Below are 22,094 nucleotides of genomic sequence, written 5' to 3'. Positions count from 1 at the left end.
CACCTATGACAACCAGTAATGCATCCGTTACGGCGGCCAGAATGGGCCATACCGGCGTTCACTACGAAATCTTTGTCCGTGCGTTTGCCGACTCGAACGGCGACTCAATCGGCGATCTGAATGGCGTAACGGCCAACCTCGATTACCTGAAAGACCTGGGCGTTGCGGCCATCTGGCTGATGCCGGTAAACCCTTCGCCATCGTACCACAAATACGATGTGGTTGATTATTACGGCATTGACCCTGAATATGGCACCCTTGACGACTTCAAACGACTCGTACAGGAGGCCCATAACCGGGGCATTAAAGTGATCGTAGACTTTGTCATCAATCACACAAGCCGGCAGCACCCGTGGTTTCTGGAAGCCTGCAAAGGGCCTGATAATCCGTATCGGGACTGGTATGTCTGGATGACTCCGAAGCAGATTAAAGACCTTAACATCGCTACCCGTGAAATCACGGCCGATTCGCAGGAAAAAAATCCGTGGCACAAAGTACCGAAATCTGCTTATGACGAACGGTATTACGCCCTGTTCTGGAGCGGCATGCCCGACTTGAACTACGACAACCCGAATGTGCGGCGTGAGATTTATAAGGCGGGAAAATACTGGTTGGGCGAAATCGGGGTCGACGGATTCCGGCTTGACGCGGCCCGCCACATTTATCCGGACTGGGAAGAGCCGAAAAACCATGCGTTCTGGGTGGAGTTCCGGCAGGAAATGGAAACGGTGAAACCCGATGTGTACCTGATCGGCGAGGTCTGGACCCGCCCCGAACGCATCGCGCCCTATTTCCGTGGCCTGCACGCCAACTTCAACTTTGACCTCCAGCTGGCACTGGTCGAAATCATCCGCAACGAGGCCGATACCGAATCCATCATTCCGTATCTGACCGACGTGCACGCTGCTTTCAGCAATGTCAACCCGCAGTTTATCGACGCCCTGATTCTGTCGAACCACGATCAGGAGCGCATTGGCTCGTCGCTGAAAGGCAACATTGACCATCTGAAAGTCGGGGCCAATCTGCTCATGACGCTGCCGGGTAATCCCTACATGTACTACGGGGAGGAAATCGGAATGCTCGGCCCTAAGCCGGACGAATGCATCCGCGAACCGTTTGTGTGGGACATTGGCAAAAACGACCGGCAACGTGCCCGCTGGCGTAGGCCCCGCCACTCGACGAGCCGGACGGTACGCCCGCTGGCTCAGCAGATGAAAGACCCGAATTCACTGTATCATCACTACCGGCGACTAATCCACTTCCGGAATCAGCATCCGGTACTGAACAATAACCTCAGCCGCCTCGAATACGCCGGTATCCGGCAGGAGGGCATTGTTGCATTTATCCGGTGCTCCGGCGAACAGCGACTGCTGGTTGTGCAAAACCTGAGCGGAAATGCTATCGACGTAGTCTTTTCGCCAACTGAAGACGCATTCAATACGATTATTTTCCAGACAAACGAGGGTACAGCCTTGTCAGACGGTACGCTCCGGCTACCGGCTTACGGCTGTGCCCTGCTCGAAGCCTGATCCCTGATCAACGGTTTCATTCATTTACCATATAGTTGCATAGAACACCTGAGAATAAATCTTTGTTTTCTATGTAGCTATGTGGTAAACCTGTAAAAGAAGCTGCTCGTCAGCAATTTTCTACACTTCGTCGTTTGCCGGTTGTGGTTCGGTTGGTTAGCTGCCATCTTTGTAGCAGCAAAACGAACAACAGGTATGAACGCATTTACCGGTTCGATCCTCAGCATGGAACTGATGTCGACCAACCCTGCTAACCAGTATTTTCAGATCGTCATTGTCTCCGTCGGGCTGCTGACACTCATGGCTACCGTCTGGTGGCAGATCGACACGGCCTCCGAGGAGGAAAACAGCGAGACCGTCACCATCAGCCCCTTTGATACCATTGATCTCTCGGGCGCACTACATGTGTTGGTGCTGTGCGGTCATGAGACTACGCTCAAGCTACGGGGCAGCCGCAAAGCCCTGTCGTGGCTCCGTGTCCGGCAATACGGCCAGACCCTGAAAATCGGTAACCGCTTTTTCCTGAAGGCATGGGGTCATCATAAATCGCTGTTTATCACCATCACAACACCAACCCTGCGGCATCTGGAGATTTCCGGTGCCAACGTGGTGCAGGTCAATGGGTTCACGGATCTGGCCTCGCTCGACATGAACATTACCGGCGCTTCGAATGTCTCATTTGAGGGAAGTGTCGGCTTTTTAAGTACGGAAATCACCGGCGCCTCCCGCCTCACACTACAGGGAACGGGGCAGCACCTGAACGCTGAAATTACGGGGGCCTCATCGCTGCACGCCCTGCACTATGCGACTGAAATAGCCGGTCTTGAGCTGGCAGGCGCCTGTTCGGCACGGGTAAAAGTCAGCAAACAGCTGACGGCCGAACTGGCCGGAGCCAGCCGGGTGCAGTATCAGGGAGAGCCGATGATGCATGTCAAATCGGCAGGCGCCAGTTCTGTCAGCCGCGTTTAACTCCGTTATATATGCGCCGATTTGCGAAACTGATCATCCCCGCTGCCGGAGTCATTACCTTTCTCCTCTTTATTGACACTCCACTGCCGCTGTCAACACGGCTGCAAATCATTGGCCTGGTACTGCTGTCGGCCATGATCATTTACCGGTCGCTGGCGTTGTCGATTAATTACCTCATCACCCGCTCGGCCGAACGACTGACGCCCAAGCAAATCATTGCCAACATGGTTTCTTCCAGCGTTTTTCTGGCCGCGTTGGTCGGGTCAATTGCTACCATTACATTCGAGTGGCTCATCGGGGTCCACCTGACTGCCATCGACTATGTGTATAACATCGGCCTTTTCAGCGTTATTGCGGCGGGCGTTACGGCGATTTACTCGCTGCGGTCGTTTGTGCAGCGCTGGAAAAGCCTGTTGCTGATGGAAGAAGGGTTGAAACAGGCGGCTCTGAAAGCCGAATTTGAATCGCTGAAAAATCAGGTGAACCCGCACTTTCTGTTCAATTCGCTGAATATCCTGAGCGCGCTCATTCCCGAAGACCCGGCAAAATCGGTGCAGTTTGTAGAACGCTTATCGAAGGTATTCCGCTATAGCCTGCAACATGCCGACCAGAATACCGTCGAACTGGCTACGGAGCTTAAAGTTGCCGAATCCTATCTGTTTATCAACCAGATGCGGTTTGGAGACAATTTTTCGTATGACTTCGATCTGCCCGATACTGACCGGCAAAAACGGGTGGTGACCCAGGGACTGCTGACATTGCTTGAAAACGCGCTCAAGCACAACGAATGCTCCCGCGAACGTCCCCTGCACGTACAGGTGGCTACGGAAGAACAGTTTCTGGTGATTACGAATAACTTTCAGCCCAAAGGCAGACTGGGTACCGATTCGACGGGCATTGGCCTGAAGAACCTGCAAAACCGCTAAGCCCAGCTTGCCGCCGACCGACCGGTCACCATCAGCCAGACCGATACGGCTTTTACGGTTAAACTACCATTACTATGAACGTATTAATTATTGAAGATGAACCACTTGCCGTCAAACGCATCCAATCGCTGCTGAACGAAGCGGCCCCTGACCTGCGCGTGGTGGGCCAGATTGATACCGTCCGGGGAGCCGTCAGGTGGTGGGAACAGCTGCCGGACAACATGGCCCTCAAACCCGATTTACTCCTGATGGATATTCAGTTGGCCGACGGGCTGAGTTTCGAGATTTTCCAGCAGGTCGCGATTGATACGCCGGTGATCTTTACCACTGCCTACGACGAATATGCGCTGAAAGCCTTCAAGGTGAACAGCGTTGATTACCTGCTGGAACCCATTGAATTAGACGAGCTGAAAACGGCAATTGATAAATTCCGGCAACGGCAGCGGGGAGCAATGTCTGATAGTCTGATCAATATGCTGGAGACGTATGGCATTAAACCAATTCAGTACAAAAACCGGTTTCTGATCAGGCAGAACGGCCGTTTTGATGTGGTGGATACAGCTGATGTGCTATATGCCTACGCCGACGACAAAGTGATTTTTCTGGTCACCACCCAGTCCCGGAAATACGTCATTGACGAAACGCTGGATGAACTGGCCCCGAAACTTGATCCGAAGCTGTTTTACCGCATCAGCCGCAAATACATCTGCCACCTGTCGGCCATCGAGCGTATTGAGCCCTATTTTAACGGCCGGCTCCGGCTGTGGCTTAAAAACCGCCCCGCCGACGAAGAAATTTTTGTCAGCCGCGAGCGGGTGGACGGCTTTAAACAATGGCTTAATAATTAAGCACTTAAACAATAAAATTTTACCACATAGCCACATAGAAAACATAGTTTGGTTACTGATGTACGCGATGAGGCTATGTGGTAAACTTCGTTTATGCCAGTAAACCGCTCCGGCGGAGCATAGCTTTCGGCGACGGTTCGCGGCCCCGGAACTTCTTGTACAGGTCCATCGGCTTTTCACTGCCGCCCTTTTCCAGCACAAACTTCCGGAAACTGTCGGCCACCGCTTTATTGTTGAGTCCGCCGTTTTCCATGAACGCATCGAAGGCATCGGCATCGAGCACTTCCGACCACTTATAACTATAATAACCAGCCGAATACCCACCGGCAAAAATATGCGAGAACGACGGACTGAAGGCTACCCCCTCCACCCGTGGCAGTAGCTGTACCAGCGCATCAATCCGGCCTTCAACGGCCGAAACGGATTCGCCGGTTGGTGCCTGATTATGCCAGTACATGTCGGTCAGACCAAACCGCAACTGACGCAGGTTAGCCATACCGGCCATGAAATTCTGGCTGGCTTTGATTTTATCGATCAGCTCATTCGGGATCACCTCACCGGTCTGGTAATGTCGGGCGAACAGCTTAAGGGCTTCCGGTTCATAACACCAGTTCTCCATCACCTGCGACGGCAGCTCCACGAAGTCGCGCGGCACGTTGGTTCCGCTCAGGCTTTCGTATTGTCCGTTGGCCAGCATACCGTGCAGCGCGTGGCCGAACTCATGGAACAGGGTCGTAACCTCCATAAACGTCAGCAGCGACGGTTTGGTCTCCGTCGGGCGGCTGAAATTACAGACATTGACAATGTGCGGACGGATGTTCACCCCGTTAACGATCTTCTGCCCCTGCACGTCGTTCATCCAGGCACCGGCCCGTTTGCCTTCGCGCGGAAAATAGTCGCCGTAGAATACCGACAGAAATTTGCCGTCAGCATCGAATACCTCGTAGGCTTTCACCTCCGGATGATACACCGGTATGGCCTTGTTTTCGGTGAAAGTCAGACCATAGAGCTTATTGGCGACCAGAAAAACCCCTTCCAGCACGTTATCCAGTTCAAAGTACGGCTTCAGGGTTTCATCGTCCAGCTCGTATTTTTCCTTTTTCAGTTTTTCACTGTAATAGGCGTAATCCCACTGCTGAACGCTGTCACCGGCAAAGCCATTGGCGTTCGCATAGGCATTCAGTTCGGCCAGCTGTGCTTCGGCGGCCGGTTTCGCATACTCTACCAGCTCATTCAGAAACGACTGTACCTTATCGCTCGAACCCGCCATGCTTTCTTCCAACACAAAATCGGCGTGGGTTTTATACCCCAGCAGATTGGCCCGTTCGTGGCGCAGCGCTACGGTTTGCTGAATGATCTCCTGGTTATCGTTTTTATTGCCCCGGCTACCACGGCTGTTATAGTCGATGAACAGTTTTTTACGCAATTCACGGTTGTCGGCATACTGCATAAACGGCATGTAGCTTGGCATCTGGAGCGTAAACAGCCAGCCGTCAACACCCTTTGCCGTGGCCAGTGCTTTGGCACTTTCGAGGGCAAAATCCGGCAGACCGGCGAGATCCCGCTCGTCTGTCACAACCAGTTGATACTCGTTGGTTTCGTTCAGCACGTTTTCACCGAATTGCAGCGATAAGCGGGACAGTTCCTTGTCAATCTCCCGCAGCCGTTCCTTACCGGCCTCGTCCAGATTGGCGCCGTTGCGGGCAAAACGCTTGTAGGCTTTTTCGAGCAGCATGCTGCTTTCAGGGTCAAGGCTCAGGGTCTCACGCGTGTCCCAGACAGCTTTGATCCGGGCAAACAGGGCTTCATTCAGCGTTACGTCGTTGCCATACTCACTCAGCAGCGGGGAAGCGGTCCGGACAATTTCCTGAATTTCTGCACTGGTTTCAGCCGCATTCAGGTTAAACAGCACCGAGGCTACGCGATTCAGCAGAAAGCCCGAATGTTCGAGTGCTACAATGGTGTTTTCAAACGTCGGCGCATCCGGATTACCCGTAATCGCCTCTATTTCTTTACGTCCTTCGGCCAGCGCTTCATGCAGGGCCGGCAGAAAATGTTCGTTTTTTATCAGGTCAAAAGGAGCCGTTTCGTGCGGGGTCTGAAACGGCTGCAATAAGGGATTATCAAGCATAACCACGTTGTTATTTAAGTCAATACGTACAGATACTACATTATTTGCCGGTAATAAGTTTGGCCGCCGCTACTCCTTCCCGACCAGCAACGGGTGAAACCGTAAGCCGTTGAGGCGGTTGTATTCCAGCGAAGGGGCCGCAATTTTCATAAACTGGGCGGTACCGATAAACCGCTGCCACGAGGGGTTCAGGGTCCGGATGCGGGAAAAATCAGCGTCCGGTGAGAGAAAGAACTGCCGGTAGCGCTCAAAATGCAGTTCCTTGCCGGACGCATCCAGCACCCGCGGATTTTCATGCCCGCCGATCATTCCGCTCCCGCTGTAGCCAACGGCCAGATTAAGCCAGCGCGGAAACTGCGGGCCCACCGGCAACACCGACGCCACATTCATCGACAACCAGTATTGCTGGGCATTGTAATCCTTCAGCAGCTGTACACCGGTTGTCTTGCCCAGCAGGTTCGGGCGGTATTGCGCATAGATGCTTTTGCGCCAGCCGTATTTCAGGTTCACCTTTTGCTCGCCCCATGCATACTGCTGCCCGACAAACAAGGCCGTACCGGCCACATTGGCCACCATATCGCCCTTCGAAAAGCCCCAGCCTTCCGAATAGCCGTCATAGACTTCCAGCGTCGATTGAAACAGCAGCGCCAGCAGGCCACCGGTCAGAATAGATGCCCGTTCGTTGACTCCACTCCACCGAAAAAGCTCGTAGCCGCCACGGCTCATCAGGTAGGCCGTCGCCGAATGCCCCACCTTGTCCATCTGCAACCATTCCCGGTTGTCGTTGAAGGTATGAAACGGCACACTTTTTTTATACCACTGTTTCTTCAGCATCAGCAGGGTCAGGCCGTAAAACACAGCCGTACCGGCCACCACCCCGATAAACCGGCCTTTATTGATCCCCGCCGGTTCGGGCGGCGTCACGACCGGTGTGAGTGATTGCGCCATTACCGGACATATCAACAGCCAGCCGGCCAACCCCATCCATATGGTTTTCCGCACGTTACTCATGCCGCGAAGTTCGGGCAAAAAACTGACAGCCGCTCTCCCGCCTCCGAAAGTTTTTGGCCGCCTGAGCCAACGGCCTGCCGCGGACGATTACGGTTTGATAATCTGTTTCCCCATCGTAAATCAGCCGGAATCGCCGTATCTTTCGCCCATCACGAAGTCATTACCCACTCATGCATCAGTCTCCGCCTCTAACGCGCGCGCAGGCATCGCGCACCGCCATCGAACGATTGTACATCTCGATGCGTCAATTATTTAACCGTGGCTTTTATAAACCGTCAGGCGTATCAGCCGAAGAAATGCGGCGGGCCCTGCTGACCCTGAATCCCGAAATTTACGGCTCGGTCAACGACCCGCAGCGCGTCGAACTCGACGGCCTTGTCTACGTCATGGACCGCCTACCGAAAGGCATCGAGGCCTGCCGGATTATTACCCTGGCGTCGAAAGAAGGGTATGAACACTCCCATTTTCCGGTCCTGATTCCGGCCAAACGCCGCCGTAACTGCTACCGGATCGATCAGGAGCAGATGGTCATTGAAGTCACCAACGGCCGCAGTGAAATCTACGATATCCTGACCCACCTGACGTTTATGTACATGGAAGCCGACAAAATCCGGCGTAACGCCTTTGAAGGCCGTGGCAGCAAACAAAGGGAATGGGAAAAACTGGAGGCCATTGTGCAATCGGGCGGAAAGGTTGCCGAGGATGAACGCGAACTCGCGCTGACCTACCTGAGCTCGATTCTGGGCCGGACCTTTGAGGAAACGCAGCAGGCCTACCAGCGTTTTGATGAAACGGCCGGCACCAATACCGGTCTTTTTCAGATCGTGTACGGCCTCGGCAAAACCTCGATCCGCGAAGCAAACGAAGGCATCGACCGCGAAATTAACTTCACGCTGATGCTGCGCGAACGCATTGGTCAACACCTCTACGGCGAACGCTGGGCCAACCGCATCAAGGAATACATCTGGGAACAGGGCCTGCAGGAGCGGCCGATCCATATTATCAGTGCCAACCCGCACAGCGTTGTCAACAGCCTCTATGCCCCGGCAGCCCTGGCCGACAGCGTGTCCTGGGACTCTATCTATGACCTCGCCCTGACCCTCAGCCAGCCGTCGCAGCGGGCATTGGGTCAGCAGGTGTTCAATTATGCGCGTGAGCATGGCCTGCATGTGCTCGAAGATCAGGCCGGCACCAGCCTGCTTGTGCAGCTGATTGATACAGCCGACATCGAGATTGCGAAGCTGTCGCCCGACATTATCCATAATCCGGAGAGCATCGCCACCGAAAAACCCCTGCTGCTGGTGATGGATTATGCATTCGGCGAACAGGCGTTTGAAACAATGGACGAACTGCTCAAACCGTTCAAAATCAACGGCGAGTCGTTTCCGCTGAACGTAGCATCGATTTCGATCATGGGCAAAGCCGGTATCCTGACCGGCGATAAGGGCGATCTGATGATTCCGACCGCGCACATCTTCGAAGGCACCGCCGACAACTATCCGCTGGACAATGACTTCACAAAAGCAGACTTTGATGAATATGGCATCGACGCTTTTGAAGGAGCCATGATTACGGTATTGGGCACGTCGTTGCAGAATAAGGATGTACTGAGCTACTTCAAAAACTCATCGTGGCAGGCCATCGGGCTTGAGATGGAAGGCGCTCATTACCAGAAAGCCATTCAGGCACAGGCCAAAATCCGGAAAAGCATTGCCGCTAATGTGAAGGTGCGGTATGCATACTATGCCTCGGATAACCCGCTTATTACCGGTGCGACCCTGGCTTCCGGCAGTCTGGGCACGATCGGCGTCAAACCTACTTATGTGATCACGGTAAAATGCCTGGAAAAGATTTTTAAGTAGCGGAGTATCACCTCTTCCCGACATAAAAAGCGGCATGGCTCGTGAGCCATGCCGCTTTCCCTTTTTACGGGTTCTGTGAACTAGTTTATTTTTTTCTGCGAATGAATTCTATGATAATCAACCTGTTAATACGCTATTACTAGTTTATAACAAATAGCTTCTTCTATTCTGAGCAGAACCCGGATCATTAACTTGTATTACAATTATTTCATTATTGAAGCACGCTTAACCCGATTGCGACGGGGCCGAAGAACAGGCCGCATTTGTCCCCCATTCCCGGCGACAATCGGGCAAGCGTGACCAGGCAAGAGAGTTAACTCTCCGTATCGTATCATCCTGCCGGATGATTAATTCAATAGTTCTGTTTTGAGAATTTTTCGGTAACCAACAGCTTTTCTACAAAAACTGAGCTTTTGCAGGGTTGGTTAGCGTATATAATAATCCTTCAAGTGCGGCCAAAAGGATTTTATAGACCAATGCTAAATTGTATTTTTTCCGATTACATGAGCTAACTTATACAATCCATAGTCATTAATCAAATTTCAAGGCATATTATTTTAACATTTACCTAAATTTCAGATTTTCTTTAAAGTATTTCTACATTTTAACCAATTTTTATTCTAAATCACAAGTATATATAGTTAGCGAAAAGAATATCCTGACCATATATACAAAAACCTATATTTATTAATTTCTCACTTTTTTTGCAGTATATAGGCCACTTTTTAACCAATATTTCTTCACTTAACAGACTTTTTCAAAAAAATACCAAAAAATCAAACTTCTTTATGCAACATATAAATTGAACTTTATTACTTTTGTGTCGCAGCAGCAACAAATGATTGCAGGCATGCTTTACGAGAATCCAGGCAAGACGATTTATCTCTGACTTTAACCGGTTCGAATTACAAATCATTAACCGCAACCTAACACAAGCGTAGTTATGTCAAATTCTTTATCTCGTCGTCAGTGGTTGAAATCCGGTCTGTTAGCATCAGCCGGTACCATGGCTCTGCCTGCATTTGTTAACGAAGCTTACGCTACCGCACTGACCGGCCCTTATGGTACGGTGTATGCTGACCGCGAACGTGAGCTTGCCTTCGAAGCCGCTCTGGCAGCAGCCCCGCAACTGAAAGCCCGGCTGTCGGCCAACGAAAACCCGTGGGGACCTTCAGCAAAAGCAAAGGAAGCACTCATTAAATCCGTTGACTCTTCCTTCATGTACGCCGGTCCGGTTGTGATGGAACTCCGGAAAGTGATTGCCGAACAGGCCGGTGTTTCAGAAGATTATATCCTGCTTGGTGCGGGATCATCAGAATTGTTGTCGGCCAGCGTCATGATGGCGGCCACGAAAGGAAAAATCCTGATGGCAGATCCCTGCTACATCTCAAACCGGGACGACAAGAGTGACAACAGCGGCATGCAGCTTGATAAAGTTGCGCTAACCAAAGACTATCAATACGACCTGAACGCCATGGCACCCCGCGTGTCGTCGCAGACAAGTCTGGTCTATATCTGTAACCCGAACAACCCGACCGGTGTCATGCTGCCAGCTGAACAACTGCGTTCGTTCTGCGAAAGCATGTCGCCAAAGGCTCCGGTTCTGGTAGATGAAGCCTACATTGACTATGCGCCTAACCCGAAAACTGACAGCATGGTCGACTGCATCCGTAAAGGACAAAACGTCATCGTGCTTCGCACTATGTCAAAGCTGCACGCATTTGCCGGCCTCCGCGTAGGTTACGCCATTGCTCAGCCAGCGATGATTAAAGAACTCCGGAAATACTGCTCAGGTGGTTTTTCCATCTCTACACCGTCGGCGGCTGCGGCTCTTGCGAGCTTAGCAGACACCGGATTCCAGAATTTTGCACTTCAGAAAACAAATGAATCGAAGAAGTTCTTATACGACTTCTTAAAACAAGCCGACTACAGTTGGCTACCTTCATCAACAAACTTTGTTTTATTCCCGCTTCGCATGAAGAGTCAACCCTTTATGGCGAAGATGATGGAAGAAGGCGTCAGCGTCCGCCGCTGGGAATTCGACAACCAGCACTGGTGTCGGGTAAGCATCGGCACGCTTGACCAGATGAAAGCCTTCGCAGGAGCTTTCCAGAAAGTGGTAAGCTAAGTCCATTGAGTGAATTGTGAATGAGTGAATGAGCGATAAAACCTCGCAATTCACTCATTCGCTCAAGCACTCAATAGTGAATTTTGCTATCTTTATCTCCATGTTTGGCCTCGCCTGGCCCTTTGTTTACCTTCCAACAAATTTGATTTTGTATGTTAACCAGGCGTGATTTTCTTGAACGCTCCGGTCTGGGTTCGCTTGGCCTTATGGGTCTGGGCATGATTCCGGAAGCACCGGCCAGCGCGTTTGCCCTTGAGCGGACGGTCGTTGGCAAAAAAGTATTGATCTTAGGGGGCGGTCTGGCTGGTTTATGTTCGGCGTATGAGCTGGGCAAACTGGGCTACCAATGTACCATACTCGAAGCCCGCTCACGGGTCGGTGGCCGTGTATGGACGGTCCGGAAAGGTACAACCGAAACCGAAACCGGCGGAACGGCCCAGTCCTGTCAGTATGATCAGGGACTATTTTTCAATGCCGGGGCCGGCCGCATTCCGCATACCCATGCGCTGACGCTGCAATACTGCCGCGAACTGGGGGTGAAGCTGGTGCCGTTTCTGAACGTAAATGAATCGGCTTACCTCTACATGGAAGGCAGCGGTCCGCTGGCCAACCGCGCAATCCGCCAACGGGAATTTCACAATGACCTACGGGGCTTTACGGCCGAACTGCTTGCCAAAGTGGCTAATCAGCAGTCGCTCGACAGTGCAATGACCAAAGATGATGTGGAACAGCTCACCGAGTTCCTGCGTATGGAAGGCGATCTGAGTCCGGATCTGCTCTACAAAAGTACCGAACGGCGGGGCTTCAAAACACCGCAGGGCGCGGGTGACGCCCCGGGTGAATTCAGCGAGGCCCACCGCCTGCTCGATTACATCCGGTCGGGAATTTTCCACCCCTCCCTGTCGAACTACGGCGAATATACCCTGTATCAGCAACCGCCCATGCTACAGCCGCCCAATGGCATGGACGAGATTCCGAAAGCCTTTGAAAAACAGCTCGCCGGTAAGATTCTGTACGGAGCTGAAATTACCGAAATCCGGAAAACGCAGCCCGGGGTGCGGGTGGTTTATACCGACAAGAAAACCGGTGCCAAAAAAGAACTGACCGGCGATTATGCCATCTGTGCGATTCCGCTGCCGGTACTGCGCAAAATTCCGTCTGATTTGTCCCCTGCCGTTCAGCGTGCTGCCGACTTTGTACCCTATGTCAATACCGGCAAAATCGGTCTGGCGTTCAAACGGCGTTTCTGGGAAGAAGATGACCACATTTATGGTGGTCTGTCGAAAACCAACATGGACATCAACCAGATCATTTACCCGTCGCAGGACATTATGGGTAAAGGCGGGGTGCTCTGGGGGTATTACAACTTCAACGAAAAAGCCGTAAAGCTCGGGAACATGTCGCTGAAAGAACGGGAAGCCCTGGCGCTGGAACAAGGCGGCAAAATTCACCCGCAGTATAAACAGGAATTTGCCTCGTCGTTCTCGCTGGCATGGCAGAAAATCCCGTATAATCAGGGCGGCTGGGCCAACTGGTCGACCGAAGCGCGGAACCGCCACTACAAAGCACTGACCCGGCCCGACGATGATATTTACTTTGCCGGCGAACACGTCAGCTACCTGACCGCCTGGATGGCCGGCGCTCTTGAATCGGCACGGATGGTGGTCGGGCAATTACACAAACGAGTTAGTCAGACAGCAGCTATTAACGGTAAATAATTTACCAGAGTAAACCATGAAAAAACTCCTTTACGTAAGTCTCGCCCTGCTGATAAACGTCGCGGCATGGGCACAGGAAGAAAAGCGCGGCATCACCACCGCGGAGTTTACGGCCGCAAAAGCCGCTACGTTTAAAAACCTTGAAAAAGACTCGTACTTTAAGTCGGGTGGCCTGGTGTTTGACCGTAACGACGAGAAACCGCCGTATACCTTTAAGTTTAGTGACGGGCTGGAACGCAAGGTCTACCTGTACAGTCTCTTCGGCGCCGAAGACATGAAGTCGGTCGGGAGCCTCGCCGTTTTCACCTGGTCGAAGAGCCCGAAACCGTTGCTGGTTTGCATCCCGAACACATTGGCCGACAAAGCGATCTGGGGGCAGTACATCGACGATCTGAAAGACGGTGCCAAACAGGCTGACGGTTTTGCCGTATGCCTGGCCTTTGCCTTGTCCCGCGAATTTTCGGGGGGAGCCAAAGCGGAAGGCGCTAAAGCCGGCGAAAAAGACCACAATGAGTTCTGTTTTCCGGCTGACACCTATGTTTCGCTGGCAAACGGCCTCGAAAAACGCATGGATGCCATTCAGTCGGGTGACGTGATTGCCGGTTTCGGGGATCAGACCGTAACGGCCGTAACCGTTCACGAAGGCGCGTTTGCACTTACTCAGGTTGTGGTTCGTCCGGCAGAAAGTGTACTGGCAGCAAAAAATACAGGTCATACCCTGATGATGCTCGAAGCAACCGCCAATCACCCGATCCTGACAGCAGCCGGTCGCAAGGCCATGGGCTCGCTGACCAAAGGTGATTACGTTTTCGTTGCCAATGGCAGCAGCTATCAACTGGCCGAGGTCGTGGCGACACACGCTAATGCCCGCCAGACCAACCGTGTATACTCGATAGCCACCCAAAACGGGCTATCGGTGATCAATGGCATGGTTACTTTAGACAAACAGTAAGCTAATTCTATATTCCTTTTCATAAACGCCCGGTCAGTCTTTTCCGGGCGTTTTTTTTATCTCCCTGCCAAAACCTGAATTCAGGTAAGTTATGATGTAACCGAAGCCATAGTTAAAGTTTTACCGTATCTTTGGGCAATCATCCACGACCAGCAATTCTATAAATCCCCGCCTTTCGGCCTACTAAAATCTTATCATCTATCCGTTTGAAAAATCACGTTAACTTCTCTACAGTAAAGCTTACTGTCGCCCTGATCGTACTTATATGCCTGTCTGCGGCAACGTACATTTACCGCAATCCCACCGGCGACGATGCCTGGTTTGCCGAACAATCCTATTGGCTCAAGGAGACAGGCATCGTCAGGTCCAACTTCTTTACCGGCGTGCTGGACTGGGATAAACAGCTACTGGTCAGCCACAAGCTGTTCCTGGCGGTGGGTGCTGCGCTGATGGCTTTATTCGGCAATAACCTGGTGGCCGTTCAGTTCAGCGGACTGATTTTTTTCCTGATCATGGTGCTGGAGATCGGCGCGTATGTCTATAAAAGAGAACAGTCCCGGTCGTCTTTTTACCTGCTTGCTATCCTGATCCTGATTTTTTCAAACCGGTTGCTGATCAAAATGAGCTTCGAGAACCGGCCGGAAATGATGCTCGCTGCATTAGGTTTCGGATCCTTTCTATGCCTTAATGGCTCTCAGACCAAACCGTTTCGGGTGGTGCTAGCCGGTATCCTCGCCGGTGTAGCCTTTCTGACTCACCTCAACGGAGCCATCTACAGTTTTGCCGGGTTTGTCATGCTGTTGTACCTCCGTGATTACAAATCAGCCCTGATTTTCGGAATCTGTACTGGTCTGGTCAGCCTGTGTTACTTCATTGATGTGTTTATGGCACCCAATGGCCTGTCGGTGTGGTACTACCAGTTCCGGCACGATCCGGCGACCCAGAATGCGTTTGGTCTCTGGTCAAAACTGACGGTTATGCTGACCTATCCGAAAATGTTTTTCCAGCCGCTCGAAGTACTGGCACTTTCGCTCCTCCTGCTCTTTGTCGGTTACACCCAACGGGCGTTTATCCGGAAATTACCGGTAAAACTAACCGTATATTTTTTGTGTCAGCTTATTGCGTTCTGGCTGATTACCAAGAAGAATTCCGGTTTGTATACCGTTCTGTTTATGCCGCTTATGTTTGTGCTGCTTTATGAGTTATACCGTATCAACCCGTTCCGGAACCGTGGTTTATACGTTGTTCTGGCCGCTTATTTTATCATCGGTTTTTACGGGATTATTGAGATCATTTACAAGAATTTCTCGAAACCCTATTTACCCGACGCATACGCGTCATTACGGACACAGCTTCCGGCCGGCTCCAGTGGCCTGGTGCCGCTTACGTTTTTTTTCAACGATTATGAGCGCTATGGGAAACTGATTGCATACGAAAGTTTTCTGTTCCAGTTTAACGAATCAGAACGCAATACAGAGCGGCTCGCAGCCTGGGCTAAAGCCCAAAACCTCCGTTTTATGCTGGTTGATTATAAAAATGACCGGGCAGACTATGTACCTGATGAAAACACCACCCAACTCGGCGATTTCCGCCGGACCTATACTGATGGCCGGTTTGGGGTGTATAAGCGGTAAAGGGCATAAAAAAGTGGTGGCACGACCGGCAGCCAAAGCTGTTAAAATCGTGCCACCACTAAATTGCACCTGTATTCAGATTCAGGTACTACACATTAATCTCCCCCACCATATCGCCGGGGATTACCCACTGATCGAATTCTTCGGCAGTCAGGTAGCCCAGTTTAATGGCCGTTTCTTTCAGCGTTGATCCCTCACGGTGAGCCGTTTGGGCGATTTCCGCCGCTTTGTAATAGCCGATTTTTGTGTTCAGCGCCGTAACCAGCATCAGCGAGTTGTTTACGTGCTTCGTAATGTTTTCTTCAATCGGACGGATACCTTCCGCACACTTATCGTTGAACGATACGCACACATCGCCGATCAGGCGGGCTGAGTGCAGGAAGTTGTAAATCATTACCGGCTTGAATACGTTCAGTTCGAAGTGGCCCATGGCACCACCGAAGTTGATCGCCACGTCATTGCCCATTACCTGAGCCGCCACCATTGTCATCGCCTCACACTGGGTCGGGTTCACCTTACCCGGCATAATCGACGAACCCGGTTCGTTGTCCGGAATAAAGAGTTCACCGATGCCTGCCCGTGGTCCCGACGACAGCATACGGATGTCATTACCGATTTTCATCAGGCTGGCAGCTACGGTTTTCAAGGCACCGTGGGCTTCCACAATTGCATCGTGGGCAGCGAGTGCTTCAAACTTGTTTTCTGCTGTCACAAATGGCAGACCCGTCAGGCCGGCAATGTGTTTCGCCACGTTTTCTGAATAGTCCGGCGGCGTGTTAATGCCTGTTCCGACGGCTGTACCGCCAAGGGCCAGTTCTGACAAATGGGCCAGTGTATTGTTGATCGCCCGCAGGCCGTGATCCAGCTGCGATACATAGCCCGAGAACTCCTGCCCTACTGTCAGCGGCGTGGCATCCATGAAGTGCGTCCGGCCGATTTTAACGACGTTTTTAAACTCAACGGCTTTGGCGTGCAGCGTATTCCGCAGCTTCTGAATGCCCGGGATTGTTACTTCCATCAGGATTTTGTACGCCGCAATGTGCATCGCCGTCGGGAATGTATCGTTCGATGACTGAGACTTGTTCACGTCGTCGTTCGGGTGCAGAAACTTTTTCTCATCCGTCAGCTGACCGCCCTGCATCACGTGACCGCGATACGCAACCACCTCGTTGACGTTCATGTTCGACTGCGTACCTGAACCGGTCTGCCAGACCACCAGCGGAAACTGGTCATCGAGTTTACCCTCCAGAATTTCGTCACAAACCTGACCGATCAGATCACATTTTTCTTTCGGCAATACGCCCGCGTCGAAGTTCGTCAGCGCCGCCGCTTTTTTCAGGTAAGCAAATGCACGGACAATCTCGCGGGGCATTTTATTGATGTCCTGCGCAATTTTAAAGTTTTCGATGGACCGCTGGGTCTGGGCTCCCCAATAAACGTGAGCCGGTACTTCCACCTTACCCATCGTGTCTTTCTCAATGCGAAATTCCATAGTATAGTTAAAGAGCGAAAGAGTGAATGAGTGAATGAGCGGCGTTTAGACAACGGTCGCCCGTTCACTCCCTTAAATTTCGCTGCAAAGGTAAAGCACAGGGCAATACTATGTCCGGTAATTCAAAATTTTCCTGGTCAACCCCTATAGATGGGGGTTGTTTGACCAGCCTAAAGTAGCGCCCCTGCTGCCTCGTCGATAAACCAGATCAGCTGGCCATCGGCAGGTTTGATCACCTGCGACGGGTACTGGTCCGGAACGTATGGCCCCTCCAGCACGGCTTTGAGCGTTTCGGACTTGCCGGCTCCGGCCACCAGAAAGGCCACACAGGCTGCCTGATTGACAACCGGTGCCGTCAGTGTAATCCGATACATGTCCTGACTGGCCAGCCAGAACGCACTGGTCCACGCATGCTGCTCATGCACAACGTCCTGCCCCGGAAAAAGGGAAAGCGTATGCCCGTCGTCACCCATACCCAGCAGAACCAGATCAAACGTATGCGGTTGCCCGTCGAACAGGGAATGCAGTGTGTAGGCGTACTCGGTGGCCGATTCAATCGGCTCAAGGTCAGTCCGCATCACGTGAATCTGCGCCGGAGGCACCGGTACGTGGTTCAGCAGTGTTTCGTAGGCCATCCGGGCGTTATTACGGTCATCGTCAAACGGAACCGCCCGTTCATCGCCCCAGAACACCTGCCAGGCCGACCAGTCAGTCTGCGAACGGTAGGGTTCAGCCGCCAGTAAGGTATGCAGCGCTTTCGGCGTACTCCCCCCCGACAACGCGATGGCAAACCGCCCCTGCCGCTCAATGACCTCATTGGCATAGCCAATCAGCCAGTCCGCCACACGGGTTGCCAGTTCTTCGGTTTTTGTTTTGATTATCATACCTGTAGCATCACTGTAATACGGCACGCTATTTATTCCGTGCTAGACTTTTACATTTACCCAATGGTGCCCATCCTGTGCGATCAGCGCCTCTGCATCTTCGGGGCCCCACGAACCCGGCTGGTAGTTCGGAAAATCAACCGGCGGGCGTTTCTGCCAGACATCCAGAATCGGCGTAACCACCTGCCAGGCCTGATCGACCTGATCGGCACGCATAAATAAGGTAGCATCGCCCTGCATCACATCCAGTAACAGCGTTTCATAGGCTTCCGGCTGCTGCCCGTCAAAAGCATCGGCGTAATTAAACACCATCTCGACCGGATTCAGCATCATCGACTGCCCGGGGCGCTTGGCCTGAAAACGAAGACGAATGTCCATATCCGGCTGAATACTGATAATCAACCGGTTTGGCCGCCATGTATCGGCCGATTCCTGAGGAAACGCGAAATGCGGTGCTGATTTAAACTCAATGGTAATCTGGGTCTTTTTCTGTTGCAGAAATTTGCCCGTCCGTACATAAAACGGTACACCCGACCAACGCCAGTTGTCGACAAAGAACTTCACGGCCGCAAAGGTTTCCGTCGCCGATTCATGGGCGACTCCTTCTTCATCGCGGTAAGCAGCCACCTTTTTCCCGTTTACAACACCGGCGTCATACTGTCCGCGTACGGCATTGTCGCGAACGGCGTCATGCGTAAAATGACGGATCGCACTCAGCACATCCACCTTTTTATTCCGTACTTCATCGGCATCAAACGAGACCGGCGCCTCCATAGCAATCAGGCAAAGGACCTGAAGCAGGTGATTCTGGACCATGTCCCGAAGCGCACCGGATGTTTCATAGTAACCGCCACGGCCCTCCAGACCAACGGTTTCGGCCGCCGTAATCTGAATATGATCGATATAATTACGGTTCCAGAGGGGCTCAAATAACGCATTGGCAAAGCGAAGTGCCAGAATATTCTGCACTGTTTCTTTTCCGAGATAATGGTCGATGCGATAAATCTGCTTTTCGGCAAACAAACCGCCGAGCAGGGTATTCAGCGAACGGGCACTTTCCAGGTCATGCCCAAACGGTTTTTCCACCACAATACGCACACGCGACGTGTCGCCGCAGAGCGGGAGTTTCCCCAGATTTGTGGCAATATCCGGCACAAGCTGAGGAGCCACCGCCAGATAAAAAATAACATTTGCCTGCGTATTCCACTCCGTTTCCTTTTCCTTGACCCAGTCGGCAATCTTTTTATAGGCCCCGGCATCTTCGCCATCCATATTCAGGTAGGAAACCGATTTAGAAAAGGCATCCCATTTTGTATCCAGTTCGTCTTTCTGCCGCGAAAATGATTTAATCCCTTCCAGCAAACGGTCCCGGAATGAGCTGTCGCTATATTTACTACGGCCGATACCGACCACGGCAAACTGCTCCGGCAGGTAGCCGTCGAGCGATAAATTGTAAAGTGCAGGTATTAATTTCCGGTAGTTGAGGTCACCACTGCCGCCAAAAATAAAGACAATTGAGGCAGGTGGTCGTTTTGTAGTTGCAGTCATGTACAATTTTTGGTTGTATAACCCCTGTAACATGAAGAATTAATAAAACGTTATCTTTGGTAAGAATTTATCTCCTTTTTTATGGATCACAGATGGGATTTAGCAATCTATGACCGTCAGAACCGGCTTGTTCTGACCGGCGAAGTTAAGAACCGAAAGGGTACAACTCCTGCCTGGGCAGCTCAATACCGACGCAACATGAACGCGCACGGAGGTTTACCGGATGCACCTTTCTTCTTGCTGGCTACTCCCGACTTCTTTTACTTATGGTATGGTGATAATAAGTCGGACCTTACGAAACCAATAACTCCGGACTACATTATTGATGCTAAATCAATCATTGGCCCTTATCTGAACGGAGTTGTTGTTTCATCAGAGCAAATAAATAGTCAAATTCTTGAGTTTATTGTTTTCTCGTGGCTTAGCAACCTTATCCGGCAAAGTACAGCTACCGATTCCGTATTACCTCAATGGATCAAAAGTACAGGTTTGCAAGAGATGTTACCCCATGCTAATGTTGTTTATGAAATTGCAGCATGAATGTCTATATAGAGACTAATTTTATACTCGAACTGGCCTTTCAGCAAGAACACTGCAATGCCTGCGAAGCACTTTTAGTGTTAAGTGAACAACAAGTGTGTCAACTGATTTTACCTGCCTATTCGCTGGCAGAACCACACGAAAAGCTGAAAAGACAGGCAACAATACGAAAAGGGCTGCAACAGCAGCTAAATAATGAACTCGTGCAACTACGCCGGAACAGCGGTAATGCCGGACGAATTGATAGTCTTACAAACATCACCCAGTTTCTTATTCAGAGTTCAGTTGACGATTGGCAGCGATTTTCAGCATACAGAAAACGGCTTTTAGCAACAGCTGAAATAATCCCGTTAACGGCATCTATACTGAACCAAGCAACATATTACGAAAACACGTTCGGCAGTTCCCAGGACGCCATTGTATATACCTCCGTTTTACATCATCTTCAACAACATAAGTCTGACCAAAGCTGTTTCCTGAATAAGAATCGCAAAGATTTTGATGATCCTGTTCTCAGAGAAGAGCTTGATCTGCTCAGATGTAAGCTCATAACAAATTTTGATCATGGACTGCATTTTGTAAAAAACAATACATAACGATTATGAAAATAGCCATTGGATCCGACCACGCGGGTTTCCGGTACAAGGAAGCCATCAAAAAACTACTGACCGATCTTGGCCACGAGGTCATCGATAAAGGTACCGACAGCGAGGCTTCTGTTGATTATCCGGTGTTTATACGCCCTGTGGCAGAAGCCGTTGCGGCTGGTGAGGTTGAGCGCGGCGTTGTCCTGGGCGGTTCCGGAAACGGAGAAGCCATGATGGCCAACCGCATCAAGGGTGTCCGGTGTGCGCTGTGCTGGAACGAAGCGTCGGCGCGGCTCGGGCGGCAGCACAATAACGCCAATGTAATTTCTATCGGCGAACGGATGGTTACGGAAGATATGGCCCTTCAGATCGTCCGGATCTGGCTGGAAACGCCATTCGAAGGAGGCCGGCACCAGCAACGCATCGACTTGCTGGACGCCTGAAAAAGAAAGCGACCCAACTATCGGAAAGTCCGCCACACCACACGCACCAGTTTGTGGTTGAGCTTCCCGAAGTTGAGTCGTTTCTGATTTGCAGAGCCCCCAGCTCTAATTTGTTATTTTCGTCGCAGTTACCTTGATTTTGTTATAATACAAGGTAGTGATACCTTCAAAACCGGAGTCGGTCCCCACAATGACCCACAATTCGCCTTTGTCGTTGGTTTTGGCCGAAAACGTTTTGGTAGCATTATCCCGCTGAATCAGCTTATACTGGGTTACATCGGTTCCGGCACCGACATTTCCCAGCACAATCAGGTCCTTACCGCCCTCTGCCTGGTTGCCTTTATCCAGGTTCAGGTGATAGAAGTCATTTTCCTTTACTTTCGCCGGTTCGGTTGCTGACGCTCCTGCTTTCAGGTAAACACTGCCACCCGGCGATCCGCCAATGCCTACGCTGTTATCGGCATACATCGACGCCAGTTCAATGTCAAACCGGAGCTGATACGTTGTATTTGCCGTCAGACCAGTCACTTTCCGCTTCACGAACATAAACATATCATCGCTCCGGTTACTGCCGGTAATCCGCAAGGCCTTTTTCGTTGTATCCAGCGGAGCCGGTAGCCCCTTATGTGTCAGGCTAAATTCCATGATACTGTCCTGCTGAGTACTGTAATCCGTGAAATCACCCGTCCAGCTATCCGTATTCTGTTTAAAATCAGAATTTACCACAACACCATTATCCGGGGTGACTGAATCATTATCCTGCTGACAGGCAGACACTAAAGCCGCTAAGCCAAGCAGGCCATACATGAATGTACGCTTCATAAAAATTGAGTTTGTTAAAATAAAATCAATCCCGGGATCTGATAAAAAGACCCTGTCACCGGAAAAAGCG

General features: G+C 51.4%; 18 protein-coding genes. 12 read left to right on the top strand and 6 right to left on the bottom strand.

What is annotated here, in order from left to right; genetic code table 11:
• Positions 1 to 5 precede the first annotated feature (5 nt).
• The 4 genes from AC23NW_RS12265 (at position 6) to AC23NW_RS12250 (ending at position 4,272) form a co-directional block, all read left to right on the top strand.
• Positions 6 to 1,529 carry an alpha-amylase family glycosyl hydrolase gene (locus AC23NW_RS12265; RefSeq protein WP_487449814.1) on the top strand — a complete coding sequence of 508 codons (1,524 nt, stop codon included), beginning with the start codon at positions 6 to 8 and terminating at the stop codon, positions 1,527 to 1,529.
• 195 nt (positions 1,530 to 1,724) lie between these two features.
• The gene (locus AC23NW_RS12260) at positions 1,725 to 2,498 is read left to right on the top strand and encodes a GIN domain-containing protein (protein ID WP_487449812.1); all 774 of its coding nucleotides are present in this window, start codon (positions 1,725 to 1,727) and stop codon (positions 2,496 to 2,498) included.
• An 11-nt stretch (positions 2,499 to 2,509) separates the two neighbouring features.
• Complete coding sequence (locus AC23NW_RS12255) at positions 2,510 to 3,424, top strand: sensor histidine kinase (RefSeq protein ID WP_487449811.1); 915 nt, start codon at positions 2,510 to 2,512, stop codon at positions 3,422 to 3,424.
• 74 nt (positions 3,425 to 3,498) lie between these two features.
• Positions 3,499 to 4,272, top strand: a complete 774-nt coding sequence (locus AC23NW_RS12250; RefSeq protein ID WP_487449809.1) for a LytR/AlgR family response regulator transcription factor — start codon at positions 3,499 to 3,501, stop codon at positions 4,270 to 4,272.
• A 91-nt stretch (positions 4,273 to 4,363) separates the two neighbouring features.
• Here AC23NW_RS12250 and AC23NW_RS12245 read toward each other — a convergent pair whose 3' ends face one another.
• Together AC23NW_RS12245 and AC23NW_RS12240 are read right to left on the bottom strand one after the other, a co-directional pair.
• Positions 4,364 to 6,403, bottom strand: coding sequence for a M3 family metallopeptidase (locus AC23NW_RS12245; RefSeq protein WP_487449808.1), 2,040 nt, complete (start codon positions 6,401 to 6,403; stop codon positions 4,364 to 4,366).
• Between the two features lie 69 nt (positions 6,404 to 6,472).
• Positions 6,473 to 7,351: a DUF2279 domain-containing protein gene (locus tag AC23NW_RS12240; protein WP_487449806.1), complete on the bottom strand. Its 879-nt coding sequence runs from the start codon at positions 7,349 to 7,351 to the stop codon at positions 6,473 to 6,475.
• A gap of 233 nt (positions 7,352 to 7,584) precedes the next feature.
• On the opposite strand from AC23NW_RS12240, the gene AC23NW_RS12235 reads away from it, so the two are divergent.
• The 5 genes from AC23NW_RS12235 to AC23NW_RS12215 all read left to right on the top strand — a co-directional run bounded on the left by AC23NW_RS12235 (position 7,585) and on the right by AC23NW_RS12215 (position 15,708).
• A complete protein-coding gene (locus tag AC23NW_RS12235) occupies positions 7,585 to 9,276 on the top strand; it encodes a DUF6909 family protein (protein ID WP_487449805.1) in 1,692 nt (563 codons plus the stop codon).
• Positions 9,277 to 10,219: 943 nt separating this feature from the next.
• The gene (locus AC23NW_RS12230) at positions 10,220 to 11,404 is read left to right on the top strand and encodes a pyridoxal phosphate-dependent aminotransferase (RefSeq protein WP_487449804.1); all 1,185 of its coding nucleotides are present in this window, start codon (positions 10,220 to 10,222) and stop codon (positions 11,402 to 11,404) included.
• Between the two features lie 152 nt (positions 11,405 to 11,556).
• The gene (locus AC23NW_RS12225) at positions 11,557 to 13,122 is read left to right on the top strand and encodes a flavin monoamine oxidase family protein (protein WP_293835046.1); all 1,566 of its coding nucleotides are present in this window, start codon (positions 11,557 to 11,559) and stop codon (positions 13,120 to 13,122) included.
• A 16-nt stretch (positions 13,123 to 13,138) separates the two neighbouring features.
• Positions 13,139 to 14,074: a hypothetical protein gene (locus tag AC23NW_RS12220; protein ID WP_487449803.1), complete on the top strand. Its 936-nt coding sequence runs from the start codon at positions 13,139 to 13,141 to the stop codon at positions 14,072 to 14,074.
• Between the two features lie 206 nt (positions 14,075 to 14,280).
• On the top strand, positions 14,281 to 15,708 hold the full coding sequence (locus AC23NW_RS12215; RefSeq protein ID WP_487449802.1) for an ArnT family glycosyltransferase: 1,428 nt from the start codon (positions 14,281 to 14,283) through the stop codon (positions 15,706 to 15,708).
• Positions 15,709 to 15,796: 88 nt separating this feature from the next.
• Here the strand turns inward: AC23NW_RS12215 and fumC are convergent, their stop codons facing one another.
• The 3 genes from fumC to zwf all read right to left on the bottom strand — a co-directional run bounded on the left by fumC (position 15,797) and on the right by zwf (position 19,632).
• A complete protein-coding gene (gene fumC / locus AC23NW_RS12210; RefSeq protein WP_487449800.1) occupies positions 15,797 to 17,200 on the bottom strand; it encodes a class II fumarate hydratase in 1,404 nt (467 codons plus the stop codon).
• Positions 17,201 to 17,370: 170 nt separating this feature from the next.
• Positions 17,371 to 18,084 (bottom strand): 6-phosphogluconolactonase, encoded by a 714-nt coding sequence (gene pgl / locus AC23NW_RS12205; RefSeq protein WP_487449799.1) that lies wholly within the window; start codon positions 18,082 to 18,084, stop codon positions 17,371 to 17,373.
• Between the two features lie 42 nt (positions 18,085 to 18,126).
• Positions 18,127 to 19,632, bottom strand: coding sequence for a glucose-6-phosphate dehydrogenase (zwf, locus tag AC23NW_RS12200; protein WP_487449797.1), 1,506 nt, complete (start codon positions 19,630 to 19,632; stop codon positions 18,127 to 18,129).
• An 81-nt stretch (positions 19,633 to 19,713) separates the two neighbouring features.
• Between zwf and AC23NW_RS12195 the strand changes: the two genes are divergently transcribed.
• From AC23NW_RS12195 to rpiB, 3 genes are read left to right on the top strand one after another with little or no spacing between them, the layout of a single operon-like run.
• Entirely contained in the window at positions 19,714 to 20,172 is a 459-nt protein-coding gene (locus AC23NW_RS12195; RefSeq protein WP_487449795.1) for a hypothetical protein, read from the top strand.
• A complete protein-coding gene (locus AC23NW_RS12190) occupies positions 20,169 to 20,768 on the top strand; it encodes a PIN domain-containing protein (protein ID WP_487449794.1) in 600 nt (199 codons plus the stop codon). The genes AC23NW_RS12195 and AC23NW_RS12190 overlap by 4 nt, the downstream gene beginning before the upstream one ends.
• Positions 20,769 to 20,773: 5 nt before the next feature.
• On the top strand, positions 20,774 to 21,202 hold the full coding sequence (rpiB, locus tag AC23NW_RS12185; RefSeq protein ID WP_293835059.1) for a ribose 5-phosphate isomerase B: 429 nt from the start codon (positions 20,774 to 20,776) through the stop codon (positions 21,200 to 21,202).
• 105 nt (positions 21,203 to 21,307) lie between these two features.
• Here rpiB and AC23NW_RS12180 read toward each other — a convergent pair whose 3' ends face one another.
• Complete coding sequence (locus AC23NW_RS12180) at positions 21,308 to 22,024, bottom strand: hypothetical protein (RefSeq protein WP_487449792.1); 717 nt, start codon at positions 22,022 to 22,024, stop codon at positions 21,308 to 21,310.
• Positions 22,025 to 22,094 lie beyond the last annotated feature (70 nt).

This window comes from Arsenicibacter sp. R0_47 (assembly GCF_057652235.1).
This window is presented reverse-complemented; position numbering and strand designations above follow the sequence as displayed.

Coding starts and splice junctions, on each gene's coding strand:
- AC23NW_RS12190 (WP_487449794.1), top strand. CDS start 20,169: ATGAATGTCTATATAGAGACTAATTTTATACTCGAACTGGCCTTTCAG.
- AC23NW_RS12180 (WP_487449792.1), bottom strand. CDS start 22,024: ATGAAGCGTACATTCATGTATGGCCTGCTTGGCTTAGCGGCTTTAGTG.
- pgl (WP_487449799.1), bottom strand. CDS start 18,084: ATGATAATCAAAACAAAAACCGAAGAACTGGCAACCCGTGTGGCGGAC.
- AC23NW_RS12235 (WP_487449805.1), top strand. CDS start 7,585: ATGCATCAGTCTCCGCCTCTAACGCGCGCGCAGGCATCGCGCACCGCC.
- AC23NW_RS12195 (WP_487449795.1), top strand. CDS start 19,714: ATGGATCACAGATGGGATTTAGCAATCTATGACCGTCAGAACCGGCTT.
- AC23NW_RS12240 (WP_487449806.1), bottom strand. CDS start 7,351: ATGGCGCAATCACTCACACCGGTCGTGACGCCGCCCGAACCGGCGGGG.
- zwf (WP_487449797.1), bottom strand. CDS start 19,632: ATGACTGCAACTACAAAACGACCACCTGCCTCAATTGTCTTTATTTTT.
- AC23NW_RS12255 (WP_487449811.1), top strand. CDS start 2,510: ATGCGCCGATTTGCGAAACTGATCATCCCCGCTGCCGGAGTCATTACC.
- AC23NW_RS12220 (WP_487449803.1), top strand. CDS start 13,139: ATGAAAAAACTCCTTTACGTAAGTCTCGCCCTGCTGATAAACGTCGCG.
- AC23NW_RS12265 (WP_487449814.1), top strand. CDS start 6: ATGACAACCAGTAATGCATCCGTTACGGCGGCCAGAATGGGCCATACC.
- AC23NW_RS12250 (WP_487449809.1), top strand. CDS start 3,499: ATGAACGTATTAATTATTGAAGATGAACCACTTGCCGTCAAACGCATC.
- fumC (WP_487449800.1), bottom strand. CDS start 17,200: ATGGAATTTCGCATTGAGAAAGACACGATGGGTAAGGTGGAAGTACCG.
- AC23NW_RS12245 (WP_487449808.1), bottom strand. CDS start 6,403: ATGCTTGATAATCCCTTATTGCAGCCGTTTCAGACCCCGCACGAAACG.
- AC23NW_RS12260 (WP_487449812.1), top strand. CDS start 1,725: ATGAACGCATTTACCGGTTCGATCCTCAGCATGGAACTGATGTCGACC.
- AC23NW_RS12230 (WP_487449804.1), top strand. CDS start 10,220: ATGTCAAATTCTTTATCTCGTCGTCAGTGGTTGAAATCCGGTCTGTTA.
- AC23NW_RS12225 (WP_293835046.1), top strand. CDS start 11,557: ATGTTAACCAGGCGTGATTTTCTTGAACGCTCCGGTCTGGGTTCGCTT.
- rpiB (WP_293835059.1), top strand. CDS start 20,774: ATGAAAATAGCCATTGGATCCGACCACGCGGGTTTCCGGTACAAGGAA.